This window comes from Halobacillus naozhouensis (genome assembly GCF_029714185.1).
Lineage (GTDB): Bacteria > Bacillota > Bacilli > Bacillales > Halobacillaceae > Halobacillus_A > Halobacillus_A naozhouensis.
The window spans coordinates 1,020,747-1,037,987 of the sequence record NZ_CP121671.1; the positions used below are offsets into that span (position 1 = coordinate 1,020,747).

Annotated in this window: 22 protein-coding genes; 13 read left to right on the forward strand and 9 right to left on the reverse strand. The window is 41.4% G+C overall.

The window, feature by feature from the left end; all coding sequences use genetic code 11:
- Window positions 1–15: 15 nt before the first annotated feature.
- From P9989_RS05270 to P9989_RS05285, 4 genes are all read right to left on the reverse strand, one after another.
- On the reverse strand, window positions 16–213 hold the full coding sequence (locus tag P9989_RS05270) for a hypothetical protein (protein WP_283077758.1): 198 nt from the start codon (window positions 211–213) through the stop codon (window positions 16–18).
- A gap of 114 nt (window positions 214–327) precedes the next feature.
- The gene (locus tag P9989_RS05275; protein WP_283077759.1) at window positions 328–630 is read right to left on the reverse strand and encodes a hypothetical protein; all 303 of its coding nucleotides are present in this window, start codon (window positions 628–630) and stop codon (window positions 328–330) included.
- 99 nt (window positions 631–729) lie between these two features.
- The gene (locus P9989_RS05280) at window positions 730–993 is read right to left on the reverse strand and encodes a hypothetical protein (RefSeq protein ID WP_283077760.1); all 264 of its coding nucleotides are present in this window, start codon (window positions 991–993) and stop codon (window positions 730–732) included.
- Window positions 994–1,051: 58 nt separating this feature from the next.
- Window positions 1,052–1,291 (reverse strand): Parvovirus coat protein VP1-like protein, encoded by a 240-nt coding sequence (locus P9989_RS05285; protein ID WP_283077761.1) that lies wholly within the window; start codon window positions 1,289–1,291, stop codon window positions 1,052–1,054.
- Between the two features lie 208 nt (window positions 1,292–1,499).
- On the opposite strand from P9989_RS05285, the gene P9989_RS05290 reads away from it, so the two are divergent.
- Complete coding sequence (locus P9989_RS05290) at window positions 1,500–2,075, forward strand: M15 family metallopeptidase (protein WP_390306530.1); 576 nt, start codon at window positions 1,500–1,502, stop codon at window positions 2,073–2,075.
- Between the two features lie 56 nt (window positions 2,076–2,131).
- On the opposite strand, the gene P9989_RS05295 is transcribed toward P9989_RS05290, so the two are convergent.
- The 3 genes from P9989_RS05295 to mreBH form a co-directional block, all read right to left on the reverse strand.
- The gene (locus P9989_RS05295) at window positions 2,132–3,052 is read right to left on the reverse strand and encodes a ketopantoate reductase family protein (protein ID WP_283077762.1); all 921 of its coding nucleotides are present in this window, start codon (window positions 3,050–3,052) and stop codon (window positions 2,132–2,134) included.
- 18 nt (window positions 3,053–3,070) lie between these two features.
- Window positions 3,071–3,385: a hypothetical protein gene (locus P9989_RS05300; RefSeq protein ID WP_283077763.1), complete on the reverse strand. Its 315-nt coding sequence runs from the start codon at window positions 3,383–3,385 to the stop codon at window positions 3,071–3,073.
- Window positions 3,386–3,614: 229 nt separating this feature from the next.
- A complete protein-coding gene (mreBH, locus tag P9989_RS05305) occupies window positions 3,615–4,622 on the reverse strand; it encodes a rod-share determining protein MreBH (protein WP_283077764.1) in 1,008 nt (335 codons plus the stop codon).
- A gap of 167 nt (window positions 4,623–4,789) precedes the next feature.
- Between mreBH and P9989_RS05310 the strand changes: the two genes are divergently transcribed.
- Genes P9989_RS05310 through P9989_RS05325 form a run of 4 tightly spaced genes read left to right on the forward strand, consistent with a single transcriptional unit; the run spans window position 4,790 to window position 7,275 of the window.
- Window positions 4,790–5,536 carry a YkgJ family cysteine cluster protein gene (locus tag P9989_RS05310; RefSeq protein ID WP_283077765.1) on the forward strand — a complete coding sequence of 249 codons (747 nt, stop codon included), beginning with the start codon at window positions 4,790–4,792 and terminating at the stop codon, window positions 5,534–5,536.
- Complete coding sequence (locus P9989_RS05315; RefSeq protein ID WP_283077766.1) at window positions 5,526–6,161, forward strand: MOSC domain-containing protein; 636 nt, start codon at window positions 5,526–5,528, stop codon at window positions 6,159–6,161. Before P9989_RS05310 ends, P9989_RS05315 begins: the two co-directional genes overlap by 11 nt.
- A gap of 22 nt (window positions 6,162–6,183) precedes the next feature.
- Window positions 6,184–6,555: a DnaJ family domain-containing protein gene (locus tag P9989_RS05320; protein WP_283077767.1), complete on the forward strand. Its 372-nt coding sequence runs from the start codon at window positions 6,184–6,186 to the stop codon at window positions 6,553–6,555.
- A 54-nt stretch (window positions 6,556–6,609) separates the two neighbouring features.
- Complete coding sequence (locus P9989_RS05325) at window positions 6,610–7,275, forward strand: SOS response-associated peptidase (protein ID WP_283077768.1); 666 nt, start codon at window positions 6,610–6,612, stop codon at window positions 7,273–7,275.
- 389 nt (window positions 7,276–7,664) lie between these two features.
- Here P9989_RS05325 and P9989_RS05330 read toward each other — a convergent pair whose 3' ends face one another.
- Entirely contained in the window at window positions 7,665–9,044 is a 1,380-nt protein-coding gene (locus tag P9989_RS05330) for an alanine/glycine:cation symporter family protein (protein WP_283077769.1), read from the reverse strand.
- A 210-nt stretch (window positions 9,045–9,254) separates the two neighbouring features.
- Between P9989_RS05330 and P9989_RS05335 the strand changes: the two genes are divergently transcribed.
- From P9989_RS05335 to P9989_RS05345, 3 genes are read left to right on the forward strand one after another with little or no spacing between them, the layout of a single operon-like run.
- On the forward strand, window positions 9,255–9,737 hold the full coding sequence (locus P9989_RS05335; protein WP_283077770.1) for a low molecular weight protein-tyrosine-phosphatase: 483 nt from the start codon (window positions 9,255–9,257) through the stop codon (window positions 9,735–9,737).
- Window positions 9,734–10,063, forward strand: a complete 330-nt coding sequence (locus tag P9989_RS05340) for a YtxH domain-containing protein (RefSeq protein WP_283077771.1) — start codon at window positions 9,734–9,736, stop codon at window positions 10,061–10,063. The genes P9989_RS05335 and P9989_RS05340 overlap by 4 nt, the downstream gene beginning before the upstream one ends.
- A gap of 33 nt (window positions 10,064–10,096) precedes the next feature.
- Window positions 10,097–10,915 (forward strand): YihY/virulence factor BrkB family protein, encoded by an 819-nt coding sequence (locus P9989_RS05345; protein WP_390306640.1) that lies wholly within the window; start codon window positions 10,097–10,099, stop codon window positions 10,913–10,915.
- Window positions 10,916–11,031: 116 nt separating this feature from the next.
- Here P9989_RS05345 and P9989_RS05350 read toward each other — a convergent pair whose 3' ends face one another.
- Window positions 11,032–12,957: a heavy metal translocating P-type ATPase gene (locus P9989_RS05350; RefSeq protein ID WP_283077773.1), complete on the reverse strand. Its 1,926-nt coding sequence runs from the start codon at window positions 12,955–12,957 to the stop codon at window positions 11,032–11,034.
- A 302-nt stretch (window positions 12,958–13,259) separates the two neighbouring features.
- Here P9989_RS05350 and P9989_RS05355 point away from each other — a divergent pair, with 302 nt between their 5' ends.
- The 5 genes from P9989_RS05355 (at window position 13,260) to P9989_RS05375 (ending at window position 17,128) form a co-directional block, all read left to right on the forward strand.
- Window positions 13,260–14,147: a transporter substrate-binding domain-containing protein gene (locus P9989_RS05355; protein WP_283077774.1), complete on the forward strand. Its 888-nt coding sequence runs from the start codon at window positions 13,260–13,262 to the stop codon at window positions 14,145–14,147.
- Window positions 14,148–14,157: 10 nt separating this feature from the next.
- On the forward strand, window positions 14,158–14,850 hold the full coding sequence (locus P9989_RS05360; protein ID WP_283077775.1) for an amino acid ABC transporter permease: 693 nt from the start codon (window positions 14,158–14,160) through the stop codon (window positions 14,848–14,850).
- Window positions 14,851–15,087: 237 nt separating this feature from the next.
- Window positions 15,088–15,867 (forward strand): metal ABC transporter ATP-binding protein, encoded by a 780-nt coding sequence (locus tag P9989_RS05365; protein WP_283077776.1) that lies wholly within the window; start codon window positions 15,088–15,090, stop codon window positions 15,865–15,867.
- Window positions 15,864–16,721: a metal ABC transporter permease gene (locus tag P9989_RS05370; protein WP_283077777.1), complete on the forward strand. Its 858-nt coding sequence runs from the start codon at window positions 15,864–15,866 to the stop codon at window positions 16,719–16,721. Before P9989_RS05365 ends, P9989_RS05370 begins: the two co-directional genes overlap by 4 nt.
- A complete protein-coding gene (locus P9989_RS05375; RefSeq protein ID WP_283077778.1) occupies window positions 16,718–17,128 on the forward strand; it encodes a Fur family transcriptional regulator in 411 nt (136 codons plus the stop codon). The genes P9989_RS05370 and P9989_RS05375 overlap by 4 nt, the downstream gene beginning before the upstream one ends.
- Window positions 17,129–17,241 lie beyond the last annotated feature (113 nt).

Consider the following 17,241-nt stretch of genomic DNA (forward strand, 5'->3'; position numbering starts at 1 on the left):
GTATCCTAAGATAGTCTACTTATTATTCTTTAAGTCTTCGTCATATTTTTCCTCAGATGAAGAGTTATTCTTGGAGCGTTCACCGTGTTTTTCATCGCGCTCATTCTGTTTGACTTCTTCTTCAGGGATGTCATCATCTATAAGCTGTTCCTTCTTGATTTTTTCTTGAAAATCTTCCTTATCTGGATGGATTTTTTTACTTTGCTCAGGCATCTGCCCCACCTCCATGACAACTATATACCCTGATATTGCTTATCACTAAACCTATAATATAAATATTCTAATACAAAAGGATCGGCTGCTCTTGACTCCCGAACAATCGATCTTTTACGACCCTTTCCTTAAATTTTTAGGGTCTTTTTTGTTCCTGTAGTGATTTTTAAGCTTTCTTACAACAGGGAGATGCGTCACATAGTCAATAGCTTTACTCAGGATTAGTCCATGAATGATCACCCCGATTACCGTAACGATAACGATAATGACATGTCCGACTATCGATTCTGGCTCAAATCCAGCTCTGCCGAAAAAGATTAGCGCCGTAAGGGTATATATAAATGCTTCGGTATAGCTGGTCAGTTTATCTTCTATGAGAGTTAGTGGAATAATGAGTAATAAGATAAACAGGAACATGATGATGGCAAGAGGGAAAAGACGCTGACTTTTTAAGAACCGGATAAATGGCTTTGTATAGTATTTTGTGATTGATTTAAGCCTAAATAAATGGAGGATTCATGCTACTCTGGCAAATTGAAACAGGGCATCTAAGGGGATGGCTGCGATGACAATAAATGGGTTCTTTTTTATAAATGACCATTTATGTTCACTAGTAAATAGCCTGTAGAGAAAATCGATGAAGAATATACTCCACGTAACCCATACGATAAAACTGTCATAAGGTGTTTGCTGCCAAATAGTTGAGACAGACAGTGTAGCAAGGAAGACCATGATCAATTCATAGGTGGTTTTGGAGAGGTTAGTTTGTAATTGCTTCACTGTTATTAATCTCCTTCCTAAAAAAACATGCCACAAACTAATTATAGCATGTTGGCAGTTACCACATAATTTTAAATCTCATAGCCGCCTCCATTAATCGTGCATCTCTTCCCATTCTTCCAGGGTGATGCATCCATGGTCTGATCCTCTCTAAAAACACTTGATCGCACATTCTTTTTGAACCGTATTTCCGGTAACAAACGTCATGTTCCATACAGAGAGCATCTAACTGATTTACAGGAGCCCCTGGACCGCTGCACCATGGCCCGCAATATCGATAACCAGGAAAACAAGGCATTTTACCTTCATCCTTTCATGATGTGATCTATTATTCTATGTGGTGCAGCGGTGGGGTGATTAGTGGAGGTGTCTAGATGGAAACAAATTACATGGATGAACATTCAGGGAAGCTATAAATGGGGGAATGTTCCAGAGTTAATTATTTTCTATTAGAATGAGCATTATGATATGATCATTCTAATATCGATAAAAGGAGTCGTTTATGTGTGAGGGGACTATTTAATCGTGTTGTTTGGACCTTATTCTTTGGCGGGGTCACAGTTTCCCTTATATTTACGTTGATAGAATTACAAGAACGAAATTCACATATATATCAAGTGAAAGATGCGAAAACACCTTCGGAATTGCATCCAGCTGTGGAAGAAGGAAAGAAACATTTAGTGAATCAGGCAGCTGAACAGGGGATTGATATGATCATTACAGACGCGCTTAGGACGAAACAAGAGCAAGAAGCGCTATATGCCCAGGGGCGTTCGACTGAGGGAAGGATTGTAACTTATGCCTCGGGTGGTGAATCCTATCATAACTATGGATTAGCCATTGATTTTGCATTGCGTTTGGACAATGGGGAGGTCATTTGGGATCGAAGCCACGATGGGAATGAGAATGGGCAGTCCGACTGGATGGAAGTAGTGGAAATTGCTAAGGGATTAGGATTTGAATGGGGTGGAGACTGGCAGTCATTTAAGGATTATCCTCACCTGCAAATGGATTTTGGGCTGAGTATCCATGAATTGCAAAGAGGTATGCGCCCAAAACCTAAAGCCTTAGCAGAAGAGTGATAAAACACCCCTCTAGTGAAACTTACACTAGAGGGGTTCTTCAATTTAAGGTATTCTTAATGTTGATAAGCTTCGTATGGTTTGATCATCGCCCGGATCGTTTCAATATAAGGCATATGAAGGTTATGCTCTTTACCGAGTCGTAAAGCACCACCATGCAGGTGCTCAGCCTCGAGTGGTAAACCTTTTCTGCGGTCCTGGTGCATAGAGGAAGTGGCTTCATGCCCGAGCTCCTGTAGTTGCTTAAAGGCTTTTTCAACATGTTCGTCTGTTAAGTGAACTTGATGAGCCGCAGCCAGATCTTTCATTTCTTCGAGCATTCTTCTGGCAATCAGGAAGGTTTGCGGGTAGGTGCGCACCTCTCCGATTGGAAGGTCGGTAGCTGTAGTTATCCCTGAGAAGGCAGTGATAAACATATACTTTTTCCAAATGTCTTCTAAGATATTTGGACTTAATCTCCCATTAAGGTTGGACTGATTACAGGCTAAGGACAACTCTTCACAAATTTGCTGCTGGGAAGGGTGTAGGGGTCCAAACACAAGATCATGAAATGAACTTGTATGTACGACATGGCCTTTGTCAGCAAGGGTAGCCATAATATAAGAAAGCCCGCCTATTACAGCTTCTTCTCCGAGCTCCTTTTGTAAAATAGGGAGGTGTTCTACTCCGTTCAGGACAGGATAAACCTTAGCTCCTTTTTGTACAAGCTGTTTTAACCAGTGTAACGTTCCTTCGAGGTGATAGCCTTTTACAGCAAGAAAAACAAGGTCAGGGTCTTCAATTTCTTCCGGATCTTCAGCAATGATTACGTCCTCAGCCGTATAATCTCCCTGTTCACTATGTAACGTCAAACCGTTCTCCGTTAATTGTTCTGCTCTTCCAGATCTCACCAGGTTAACTACTTCATGACCAGCTTCTTGCCAGCGTGATCCAAAATATGCTCCTAATGCACCTGCACCTAAAATAACGATTTTCATAAAAACACCTCTTTTAAATTATTTATTGGTCTTTTGCTTTGCCTTGCCTGTCTCCTGACCAGCGTCAATTAAAAGTACGAGAGCTGCAGCCGTGTGAAGCATCCAGCCAAGGATAGGGATCGCTCCAAGGAAACTGGCTATCATGCCGACGATGCTGCCGGAGCTGAATTTTGAATCTTTAATGGAAATGACCAGTGTTATGGCATGAAGGATAAACATGACTAATAATGCCATCCAGCCTGTACTGATTACAAAGGCGCCCCCGGCAATAGGAATAGCCAAAAGCCCTTCGGCAACACCGGTTACCCATTTTAATAATGTCGTACGCTGCATAATGATTCCCCTTTAGTTAATTTGATAACATTATTTTATCTTATTATCTCATTCGCTCGATGATTTTTGAAAAGATACGCTCTGTTTCTGACCATTCCCTTTCCTAACTTAAATCATTCACCATTTTTGGAAGATTTCCTTTATTTTTAACAAAAAAAGCTGACCTGATCAGGACAGCTTTTCAGTGATATATAAAAGATTCATGATTTCTAAAAAACTCAGGGCCGGATTATTTCGTTGCTTTCTGAAGCTTCTGGATCATTTTTAGGGAACGGCCTGTGCCGATGGCTACTGATTCTAATGGTGATGGAGCCATATGGACAGGGACAACGATGACGTCAGACAGCCAATCCTGCATTCCTTTTAGTAAAGAGCCGCCTCCAGTTAAAATTACCCCATGATCGACAATATCCCCGCTTAATTCTGGAGGACATTCTTCTAAGGTAGCACGAATTGTTTCAAGGATTTGTTCCAATGTTTCTTTTAAAGCCCCTTGGATTTCGGTAGAGGAAAGTTCAATGGTTTTAGGTAAACCGGTCACCATATCGCGCCCGCGTACATCCATTTTTTCCTCTGGGTGGTCGATAAGCGCATAGCCGACTTCCATTTTGATTTGTTCTGCAGTTCGCTCGCCAATCAAGATGTTGTAAGCTTTGCGAACGTACTGAATGATTTCTTCATCCATGACATCCCCGCCTGTGCGAATGGAACGAGAAGAAACGACTCCGCCGAAGGAAATAATCGCCACTTCAGTAGTTCCGCCGCCAATATCTACGATGACGTTGGCGATCGGTTCATCGACAGGAAGGTCAGCCCCAATTGCTGCGGCAATTGGCTCTTCAATAAGGTGTACTGTTTTAGCTCCATAGCTTTTTACAGCGTTATGAATAGCTCTTCTCTCTACAGAAGTAGAGCCAGAAGGTGTACAAATGACAACGGTCGGCTTACGCATCGAAATGCCGGATTTTTTGCTCACTTTCTTTAATAATTCCTTCAGCATTTGCGCAGTCATATCGTAGTCAGCAATGACTCCATCCCTTAGTGGGCGAACCGGGATGATATTTTTCGGTGTCTTCCCGACCATTTCTTTTGCTTCTTTCCCCACAGCCACGACATTCTTGGTTTCCGTATCATAAGCGACAACGGACGGTTCATTAAGCAGGATTCCCTTGGCTTTTGAATAGATTAATATATTAGCTGTTCCTAAATCGATCCCGATTTCAGCATTTGATAACATGTAGACGTACCTCCATAAGATGACAGATTCTCTTATAATTCTTCTTTTATTTTAAAAGGTTTATGGGGGTCATACAACAGGAATTTAATGGGCGGTGTTGAAGGTAGTCGATGGGGATCTAGGACGTGTATAATAAGAGTTAGGTTAGATGAAGGAGTTTTTTACTAATGGAGAGGTATTTAAAACATCAAGAAATTATAGAAAAGACAAAGCGAATCAGCGGTTCATATGCGCTTGATCAGGGGTTTTTCGATGACATCATTGATCAACTTTTAAATAGTGAGCTAGAATCAGAAGATGTTATTTTAGAAGGACTTCAGCGGTTACTTCAAGAAGTAGATCATGAAATAGGGCGGATGGAGCATTTTGCGGATTTAACAGCCAGTTGTTTTAAAGGCTGTGACTTCTGCTGCTATTTCCCTATTGTATTAAGTAAAATGGAAGCTAAAATGATGTTTCAATCGATTAAAAATTTTTCGGAAGATCGTAAGCAAGCTATCTACGATCACTGGGACCGTTATTATGAAAAATATGCAAAAACCCTGAAGCAAGCGTTAGCAATGGATCATAGCGCGGACGATACGAAGTTAGCCTATAAAAAACTGAATCTTCCTTGTCCGATGCTCGATCCTGAAACGCAAGCTTGTATGGCTTATGAGGTAAGACCCATACCATGCCGTACTTATTTAAACTACTCTGACCCAAAGGTATGTGCAGAACAACATCTTCCTCAAGAACCTACCAGTTATGAATTTTTATATAATCATTATTTTGAAGCTATTAATGAGCTGGTGCAAGTACTCTATGAAAATGGGGAGGATGTAGTAGTGGATTATCCTAGTGACGTATGGAGTTATGACTACCTGCCTGCATGGATTGAAAAATGGAGAGAGGGGATATGGGATGAGCTTTAAATTGCTTTCGTTGAACGTTGGAAGGCCGGAAAAGTACTTGACAGATAACGGTGAATTGAGAAGTGCTTACCGAAAACAGCCCGTAACGGAACCGGTCTATTTAAGTTCTTTAAATTTTGCTGGGGACGAACAAGCTGATAAAAAGCATCATGGAGGAGTAGATCAAGCCGTTTGTCTCTACCCCGCTAAACATTACCCGCACTTTGAAAAGGAATATGGAATGCCATTTCCTTACCCATCCTTTGGGGAAAATATAACGGTTGAAGGAATTCATGAGCATGAAACGAATATTGGGGATATTTTTACGTTGGGAGAAGCACAAGTGCAAGTTACAAAACCTCGGAAGCCTTGTTATATCATTGCTCGTACCCACGGCATAGATGATTTCCCGGCATGTTTAATCAAAACAGGTTTTACAGGTTTTTATTTACGTGTATTGAAAGAAGGATATGTATCTCAAGGTGATGTAATGCATTTAAAGCATGCTGACCCAGCGGGCGTGACAGTGGCTGATGTTAACGACGTGAAGTTCACAGATCAGAATAATAAAGAGAAAATCAACCGAATTATCCGAGTCGAAGCTCTTGCAGAGGATTTACGTCAATCTTTGTCAAGGCGTTTATAATTTGGAAAGGGGACTAGCTGCGATGGATTTTGGTCATATTATTGAAGAGAAAATTAAGCAGTCCATTGATCGGGGAGATTTCGACCATCTGCCTGGAAAAGGTAAGCCGTTACCAAAAGATGAGCTCGCCTACGTTCCTGATGATTTACGTAATAGCTATCGTGTTTTGAAAAATGCTAATATGCTTCCAGAAGAAATGCAGATTAAGAAAGATATCGTGCATCTGGAGGATTTGTTGGTGAGGTGCGATGATCCCGAGCAGCAATCCGACTTTCAACACCAGCTCTCTGAAAAGAGAATCCGGTTTAATTTGCTAATGGAAAAGCGAAAAATGCAGCAAACAGGTGCTTTTCGGCAATACCAGGGAAGCATCCATCGTAAGTTCGGTTTTTAGAGAGTCCGTTTGTAAAAGATGATGTCATTCTATTAAGTATAGGAGGGCTTCTCGATGTGTGGACGATTTACACTGGCAGTAAAAGAACCAGACATATTAAAGGAGTTCGAGCTGTCAAAACCAATTGAGCATTATGAGCCCAGGTATAACATTGCTCCAGGACAAAAGGTATTGGCGGTTATCCATGATGGAACAAGGAAGCGGGCTGGCTACATGAAGTGGGGTCTTGTCCCCCCATGGGCGAAGGATCCGAAAATAGGCTATAAGATGATCAATGCCAGAAGTGAAACTGTGCATCAAAAGTCTAGTTTTTCTTCACTATTAAAAAGGAAACGCTGCTTAATCCTGGCAGATAGTTTTTATGAGTGGAAAGCTTCCGATGGAAAAAAGCAGCCAATGAGAATAAAACCAAGTAATCGAAAGATATTCGCTTTTGCAGGTTTGTGGGATAAATGGACAAACAATGAGGAAGAACTCTCCACCTGTACGATCCTGACTCAGTCTGCTAATGAGTTTATGGAAAATATTCATCACCGCATGCCCGTGATTCTGGAGCCGGAATTCCAGGAGCAATGGATTGCTCCGAACTCATGGGAGACTGCATACGCTCATCAGTTTCTCCAGCAGAGGACTATGGAGGAGCTTGAGGCTCACAAAGTAAGTACGTATGTGAATTCCGCTAAAAATGAAGGGGAAGAGTGTGTTGCCCCACTGACCTGAAGCCAGCTATGTTGTTGCATTTCAGGTCTGTTTGTATGTTCCGATAAGGTGTTTATTGATTCTCGTTCACTCTTTTCAATGCTTTATTCTGCAGACATATGAACAAGGAAGTCATAACTAATTTGAAATCGGAGTACGCTTCTTATTGGTCATAAAGGGATGGTTCAAGAAGCGAGCGAATCTTTTTGCCAGCTGGTTTAGAAGGACTATAGAAAGCCGCCAGAATTGGACAGAACCGCTCGTAGAAATGGTTCAGCTGCTGACAAAAAGAACGACCTATACCTCAAATGATCCTCGATTTTCTCGCTGAAAAGGTATAAAAAGAGAGCCGTTCCGATATTTTCGGAGCGGCTCCTTTGCCGTGTCTGCCAGGACGCTTGCACTTTTGTTCAAGAGGCTGAATTACGTGCGCGTTTTTCTTCTGCTTTTTCTTGTTTGGCCACTTTTAAGAACTTATTTGTTTCAGCCGCAACAACTCCTGACAGAAGCAAGAGGCCAATTAAGTTCGGGAAGGCCATTAAGCCATTCATAACATCTGCGAATTTCCAAACGGTATCGAGCTTTGCGATAGCTCCTATAAGAACGAACAGGACAAAGACAGCTTTATATACATTGATACCGCGTCCGCCTGTTAAGTACCCGAAACATTTCTCACCATAATAGGACCAGCCCACGATTGTGGAAAAGGCAAAGAATATTAAACCGAGCGTAACGACGTAAGCACCTATATCACCAAGGAACACTTCGAAGGATTCAGAGGTTAAATCAGCACCTTCTAGTCCTCCACCATATTCTCCGGCCATTACTATGGTTAACCCTGTGATGCTGCAAACAATAATCGTGTCGATGAATACCTGGGTCATAGATACTAAAGCTTGTCGTCCCGGGTAATCAGTTCTTGCTGCGGCTGCTGCAATAGGAGCTGAGCCTAACCCAGCTTCATTTGAGAACACTCCTCGTGCCACACCATAACGAATTACAGTACCGAGAATCCCTCCGCCGACAGCATTAGCTGAGAATGCATCAGAGAAAATCGTTCCAAGTGCCTGCGGAACTAACTCAAAGTTTAAGACAATAATGATTAACCCGCCGATAATATAAAAAACTGCCATGATTGGTACGAAAAACGCGGTAACTTTTCCGATGCTTTTTATACCCCCTAAAAGGACGAGACCAGCAAAGAAGGTAAGAATAATTCCAGTCACCCATGTTGGAACATTGAAGGTGGTTTCCATAACATCAGAGACAGAATTTGATTGAACCATGTTACCGATACCAAATGCTGCAACAGCACCAAATATGGCAAAACAAACGCCAAGCCATTTGGCTTTTAATCCTCGTTCAAGATAGTACATGGGTCCGCCGGACATTTGTCCGTCTTTGCCTGTAACACGATATTTAACAGCAAGGATAGCCTCGGCATACTTTGTAGCCATACCGAATAAGGCCGATATCCACATCCAAAAGACGGCTCCAGGACCGCCGAGAACAACAGCTGTCGCTACACCGGCAATGTTGCCGGTACCAATCGTAGCAGCTAAGGCTGTTGTTAAGGCTTGATAATGAGAGATATCGCCTTTTTCACCATCTTTAGGCTTACTTGGCTTAAACGCAAGCTTTAAAGCGTACGGCAGGGTCCTGAATTGCAAGAAACCCAGACGCAATGTTAAGTATATCCCTGTTCCCACCAGAAGAGATAATAAGACCGGGCCCCAGACAATCCCGCTTGCCCAACTTAAGAAATTATAAATGACTCCTCGATCTTCCATATGACGCCCCCTAACAGTTTTTAAAAACTTGTCTTTATATTAAATATTCCGAAAATTATCTCAAATTGTCAAGCCTAAATAATCTAAAACTAAGGAAATTGGTTTTATTTTGAATGGTGGAGGGGAAATAATCTACATAAAGATGAACGATTTAATTTTTTTCGATATAATCTGTAATAGATGAAATAATAAAGATGGGGGACAATGAAAATGATTCATGTATTATTTGTCTGCCTGGGGAACATCTGTCGTTCTCCAATGGCAGAGGCGATTATGCGAGATCTGGTCAACAAAGACGGATTAAGCGATCATGTTTCAGTTGATTCAGCTGGGATTGGTCATTGGCATGTAGGAGCTTCTCCACATGAAGGGACCCGAAATATATTAGATCATAATCTTATTTCATATGAAGGGATGGCGGCAAGGCAAGTAGACCCTTCAGACTGGGACAGGTTTGATTATATTATTGCCATGGACCAAAAGAACATGAAGGACTTACAAGGCATTCGGGAAAAGAATGGGGTAGTTGTGAAGATGTTTATGGATTATGTGTCAAATCATGATGAAAAAGATGTTCCCGATCCCTATTTCACAGGAAACTTTGATAAAGTGTACGAATTAGTAAGCGAAGGCTGTGCAGGCCTTCTAAATGAAATTAAACAAAATGTTAGAAAAAAGGAGGAATTATCATGACAAAGCATAAGCTATGTAAAGGTATGGTACTGGGGGCTATTGTTGGCGGTGCCGTAATGCTATTTGATAAAGGGACACGCCGTTATGTAACCGTTAAGACTCGAAGTGCGGGGACTTCATGTAAAAAGTTTGCCGCTCATCCATCGGCAGCTGTTCATTCACTGCGAATGAATTATGAATCATTTGCGCAATGTATAAATAAAGGCATTGATGATGTGCTAACGATATTAAATAAAGCAGAGGAAGCTCTTCAAAAGCTTAGTGAGATCGAAAAAGATGTAGGTCAAAAGCTTGAAGCAGTAGATGATTCAAAAGAGGCTTCTTAAGCGGTCCAGAGGGGGAGAGTGCGTTTGAGTAAGGTGATGCGTTTTGGCAAGGAGCTGTTTACCCGGTTTGGGGAAGATGATATCCCAGGTATGGCAGCTCAACTTGCCTACTTTTTTTTGCTTTCCTTGTTCCCGTTTATCATTTTTCTGATTACCTTATTAAGCTACATGAACATTCAAGAGGGGCGAGTATTGGATTTCATAAGTACATACGCTCCCCCCCAAACATATGAGATGATTTCTGAAAATGTTACAGAATTGCTTAACCAGCAAAACGGTGGGTTATTATCTGTTGGGATCATCGGGACTTTATGGGCGGCTTCAAATGGGGTTAAAGCGCTTATGCGTGCTTTCAACAGAGCTCATAATGTCGAAGAAAGCCGGTCCTTCTTCGTGGGAAGACTTACTGCAATCGTATTGACGATTGCCATGGTCTTTGTGATAGGCATTGCGTTTCTCCTTCCTGTATTAGGACACTCAATCAGCACATTTGTTTATTCTTTTTTTGATGTGTCGGGTAATTTCATTTTCTTGTGGGATATTTTAAGGTGGGTAATTTCATCTGTCATTTTCTTTATAGTCCTTTCCTTTCTCTATTTAATGGCTCCTAATAAACCTTTGAAGATTAATGAAATAACGATTGGGGCCATTTTTGCTACAATAGGCTGGCAGTTGGTCTCTCTTTTGTTTTCCTATTATGTTAGCAGTATGGGGAATTATTCAGCCACTTACGGCAGCTTGGGCGGGGTTATTGTATTAATGATTTGGTTTTATCTATCCGGTGTGGTGATTATTTTGGGCGGTGAAATAAATGCAGTTATTTTAAAGTGGCGGGAGTCGAGCGGCAAATAAAAAAGCAGGGAGCATTTCCCTGCTTTTTTATGCGTACGTCGGACGAATGCCGCTCCCTTTCCGAGGCCTTGCAGAATGCGAAGCTTCGGATACAATCTCTGCCTTTAGCCTGGTTCTTATCCATACCCTTTTAGTAGACGCAGTCCATTGAGAATGACTAAGATCGTACTTCCTTCATGTCCGATTACCCCGAGAGGAAGATCTAATACTTGAAAGAAATTTGAAATGATCAACAGCATAATAACCGCTATGGAAAAAACAACATTCTGTTTGACCACTCGGTTCATCCTTTGAGAAAGTTTCATGGCCTTAGCGATTCTCGGCAGGTCATTTTTCATAAGGACGACATCAGCGGTTTCCAGCGCTGCGTCTGTACCTTCGCCCATTGCGATTCCTACGTTAGCTGCCGCCAGAGCTGGGGCGTCATTTATGCCGTCACCCACCATAGCAATTTGTTTGAAGCGCTTTTTAAGCTTTTTAAGTTCGCCCACTTTTTTATCTGGCATACATTCCGCTACAAACTGATCAATTCCTGATTCTTCTGCAATAGCTTCGGCTGTTTTCGTATTGTCACCCGTTAACATTACTGTGTAAATGCCGTGGTCTTTTAGCACCTTAATCGCTTGTTTCGTTTCTGCTCGAACCGTATCTTTTAAGGCCATAATCGCGATGACCCGATCCTCATTCGCTGCAAAGACCACTGTTTTCCCTTCTGAGGCCAGCCGTAGAGCTGCCCCATCCTGAAACATTTCTGCTGCCGTTTCTCCAATAAAATTAGCGTTACCAATCTTCCACGTTTCCTCACCTACTACTGCTGTGACTCCTTGCCCGCTGAAATTCTTCATATTCTCCACAGGTTGTAAAGTGACATTAGATCGATTAACAGCATAGTGAACAATTGCTTGGGCCAGGGGGTGGTTTGATTCTTGTTCAATTGAGGCGATGACTGCCAGTACATCCTCCTTATTGTAAAGCGGATCTATATACATGTCTGTCACCTCAGGCGATCCGTTAGTCAAGGTCCCTGTTTTATCAAAAGCGATGGCTTTAATGTGAGATAAATTCTCAAGATGGACTCCGCCTTTAAACAAAACTCCGTGACGGGCACTGCTTGAAATGGCTGACAGTGTGGCCGGCATAATGGAGGCTACTAAAGCGCAAGGTGAGGCCACAACCAGTAAAATCATCGCCCGATATACCGTATCCATCCAGGTCCAGCCAAACAGGAAGTGTGGAAGAAAAAGCATGAAGGCAACAACTAGCAGAACCCCTTTTACATAAGTACCTTCAAAACGCTCAATGAATAATTGGGAAGGGGACTTCTCCTTTTGAGCTGTTCGGACAAGCTCCATAACTTGCTGAAAAACGGTGTCTTTCATTGGCTTCGTAATTTCGACCGTAATACTGCCGTCCATCGTCACTGTACCAGCAAAAACTTCCTCCCCGTTGGTCTTCATTACCGGTAAAGATTCTCCAGTTATGGCACTTTCGTCTATAAAAGTTGTTCCTTTCACAATTTTCCCATCGGAAGGTACGCGTTCCCCAGCCTTAATTAATATGTTGTCCCCGACCATTAGTAAGTCTGTAGCAACTTCCGTATATCCATCCTTTGTGACTTTCCACGCGTGGTTAGGTTGAAGATCCATAAGAGAGGAGATCTCCCTCTGGCTTTTGTTCATGGTATACGTTTCGAGAGCACCGCTTAACGCGAAGATGAAAATTAAAATCGCACCTTCCGTCCAGTAACCGATAGAAGCGCTTCCGATTGCAGCGAGGATCATTAACATCTCAACATTTAATTCCCTATCACGAATTGTCGCTTCTATTCCTTCTTTAGCCTTGGCATACCCTCCTGTGACGAAGGCAAAGACATGCAAGGTTATATAAGCACTGTGAGAGAGGTGTTCGGTGTTCAACCATGTGAAAAATAGGAGCAGGCCACTGAACAGAGCAGCTATTAATTCCAAATGCTCTTTGCTTTTTTTAAATAGTGATAAAAAATTAAATGGATTTACACGAATGGAACGAGCTTCTGCAGGCATTTTATTCTCATCTCCCTTTATATAATTGATAATGATTATCTTTCCATTTAGTTAGAGGCCATTCCAGAAAGTGTTTAAACAAAATCATTAATTTATAATGATTTTAATTTTATATATATTATTATATTATCAATATTTTAATATAAGTCAATAAAATAACGATCAAAAGGGATTTATAAATTCAGAAGATTTTTACATAAGTTCAAGATGAAAATATCCAAGCTCGAAGGTTGATATTACACGTGTCAAGTTGCTATATTGATAAAGTGTGTTATTAAAACGTAGAGAGGTGGACATATTCCATGCGAAAAGGTCTTTTACTTATATTTATTCTCATGTTTTCGGTTGTTCTCGCTGCCTGCGGGGCGGATGAGAATGAAAAGGGTTCAACTGAAAGCAGTGAGTCAGCAGAGAAAAATACATCAGACTCAAAATGGAGTGAAATTCAAGAGTCAGGTGAAATTGTGGTCGGTACATCAGGAACGCTTTATCCAGCTTCCTACTATCCTGAGGGTTCTGACAAGCTTACAGGATACGACGTGGAAATTATGCGTGAAGTGGCCAAACGTTTAGATTTAGAGCTTTCTTTTGAAGAATACGGAGTAGATGGATTGTTATCTGCTATTAAAAGCGGTCGTATAGACATGGTAATCAATGATATGGAAGTTACTGAAAATAGGAAGAAGGAATTTGCATTTAGTGATCCATATAAATATTCATATTCCACTATGATTGTGCGTGAATCAGATCTATCAGGTATCGAAACCTTAGAGGATCTTGAAGGGAAGAAACATGGTGGAGGCGCAACAACAGTGTTTTCAAAGATTGCTTCACACTTTGGAGCTGAAACGAAGACTTACGGAAACGTAGCCAATGATGTGTATCTTCGTGACGTGGCTAATGGACGTACGGATTTCATTATTAATGACTACTATCTGCAAACCTTAGCGCTAAAAGCATTGCCGGATATACCGGTGAAACTTCATCCAGATCTCAAATTTCATCCAACAGAATCAGCCATTGTTATGCCAAAAGATGCTTCAACTCTAAAAAAGAAAATTGATGAAACATTAAATGAGATGAGAGAAGATGGAACGTTAACTAAAATTTCTAAAGAATTCTTCGGTGGAAAAGATGCCTCTAAGAAACCCGAAGCCGATGTAAAAGAAATTGAAGGTTTAGACCTGTAGGGGTCTCATTATGTTTGGTATTGAAATCAATGACGTCAATTTAGAAAAGCTGTTTGTGCCAGAACGCGCTTGGGACAATTTACCTTTTGTGTTAGAAGGAGTACCTTATACGTTACTAGTAGCTATTCTGGGTATGGTACTCGGTCTAATTATCGGGTTCTTTTTAGCTTTGGCAAGGGGATCAGACAATCGTCTGTTGAGATGGCCTGCTCGTATTTATATTACCTTGATGCGTGGGACGCCGATTCTGGTTTATTTATTTGTGCTCTATTTTGGACTTCCGGTAATCGGGATCACAATGACAGCGCCAATAGCTGCTATTATCGGATTCGGGACGAATAGTGCGGCGTACATCGCAGAGATCAATCGCTCTTCACTGAATAGTGTGGATCATGGTCAATGGGAATCATCGCGAGCGCTTGGATTATCTTATTGGAAAACAATGCGAAGAATCATTGTGCCGCAAGCAACGAGAATTGCGATTCCACCGCTAGCGAACGTTTTTCTTGATATATTAAAAGCAACTTCTTTAGCTGCGATGATTTCGGTTCCAGAGATTTTGAACAAGGCCCAAATTGTTGCAGGACGCACAACAGATTCGTTAACGATGTATATCCTGGCTGCAATGATCTATCTGGTATTAACCTTGATCTTCTCGGTTCTTCAGGATTATTTAGAGCGTCGTTACAATAAATTTTTATAAACGTCTATCGTCGGTCCTGGGTGGCCGGCGATTTTATTTGCAGCAGCCTTCAGCGGGTAAATTTATACCTTTTTCCTTGTTAGAAAAGAGGTGTGACTTTGCATCACGGATCCAATCCTACTATGATGTAGTATGGCAATTGTAAATCGTAATGGTTTTGAATTACTCGTTTACAATTAATTTAGGAACCATTATAATTAAATCGTAATCATTCTTATTTTTGAAAGGGAACTGTGTATGGGCAATGATAAAATTATAGAAGTAGACCATGTTTCTTTTAAATATGATGCAGAGTGGATTGTGCAGGACGTGGATCTATCTATTGAAAAAGGACAATTCTTAGGTCTTGTCGGCCCAAACGGATCTGGAAAGTCTACGCTAATTAAATTAATGCTTGGTCTGGTTAAACCAGATCAGGGAAATATTCGTCTCTTTGGGCGAGAACTGCGTTACTTTGATCAATGGCAGGAAGTCGGATTTGTTTCACAGAAAGCAAATAGTTTTAATTCAGGTTTTCCTGCTACTGTACTTGAGGTTGTGAAAACCGGGCTCGTGTCTCGTATAGGGGCTTTTCGTTTTTTTAATCGTAAACATAAAGAGAAAGCATTGGAAGCTTTAAGAATCGTGGAGATGGACGATTACGCTGATAGCAGCATTGGCGAGCTGTCAGGGGGCCAGCAGCAACGTGTATTTATTGCCCGCGCACTTGTCAGCGACCCTGCTTTGCTGATCCTGGACGAGCCCACAGTTGGTGTAGATGCCAAACATGTTGCTGACTTCTATGACTTACTGGCTAGGCTAAATCGGGAGCAGGGCATATCCTTGTTAATGGTGACACACGACATCGGAACGATAACAGAACATGCAACACATGTGGCATGCATGAATAAGTCTGTGCACTTTCATGGGGCATCTGAAGAATATAAAGGATTTGATGAGGGGAATTTGAATCAATTATATGGCCATTCCGTTCAACAGCTCACTCATAACCATGAGCATGGGGTGAATCACTCATGATCGAAAGTTTTTTTCAGTATGAGTTTTTACAAAATGCAGCCATAACAGGAATGCTGATCGGGATAGTGGCTCCATTATTAGGCGTCTTTATCGTGGTTCGAAGACTTTCTTTGATTGCCGACGCCCTATCTCACATCACACTGACCGGTATTGCGGCTAGTCTTTTGTTAGAAAAGAAAGTTTCGGCCGTGCAGGATCTTAACCCTGTTTATATGGGAATGGTGTTTTCTGTTGGCGGCGCTATTTTAATCGAGAAACTCCGTAAAGTCTATAAACATTATGAGGAGCTGGCGATTCCTATCATTTTATCCGGCGGGATCGGATTAGGTGTGCTGCTGATCTCATTAGCAGACGGTTTCAATACAGATTTGTTCAGTTATTTATTTGGCAGTGTAACGGCCGTCAGCCGTTCGAATATGTGGACGGTATTAATCATTACTCTTGTCGTTCTCACGATTGTTATCCTTTTTTATAAGGAATTGTTTGTCTTGTCATTTGATGAAGAACATGCTTCCATTTCCGGGGTGAATGGCAAATGGATCCACCTCTTGTTTATTGTGATGGTTGCATTGGTAATTGCTTCAGCTATGCAGGTAGTCGGGATACTGCTCGTGTCAGCACTGATGACATTGCCGGTGGCAGCTGCCTTACGAATTGCTGCCAGCTTCAAACAAACCATTGGGTTATCGATTGCATTTGGAGAGCTATCCGTTATTCTTGGTTTGTATGCCTCCTACCATTTAAGCGTCCCCCCTGGAGGAACCATTGTTCTGACAGCGATCATTATTCTAATAATGGCGATGCTTTATAAAAAGGTGAGAAATCAACTCTATATAAAGGGTGAAACAGTATGAATGTGGAAACAGCCTTGCAACTCCTTAAAGAAAAAGGATATAAACGGACGAGACAAAGAGAGCGTATTGTTGAAATCTTTGTCAATCAAGATCAGTACATTGCCGCAAAAGCTATTCTCAAGCAAATTCAGGAAGACTTCCCCAGTGTCAGTTATGATACGATTTACCGTAACCTTTACCTGTTAACGGAAGAAGAAATTCTTGAAGCTACGGAATTAAGCGGAGAAAAGCATTTCCGTTTAGGTTGTGAAACTCATGGTCATCATCATCATTTTATATGTACGGATTGTGGAAAAACGAAGTCGATTGAGTTCTGCCCGATGGAAAGTATTAACGAACATCTAAGCGGCTATGATATTGAAAATCATAAATTTGAGATTTACGGAAAGTGTCCCCGATGCAGTTAGTAAAGGTCTGCGACACGAGTCGCGGGCTTTTATTTTAGGTTTATGCAAAAAGTAATGATTACAATTTATAAATAGTAATCATTCATGAGATGACTTTCAAAAGAAGGAGGAGG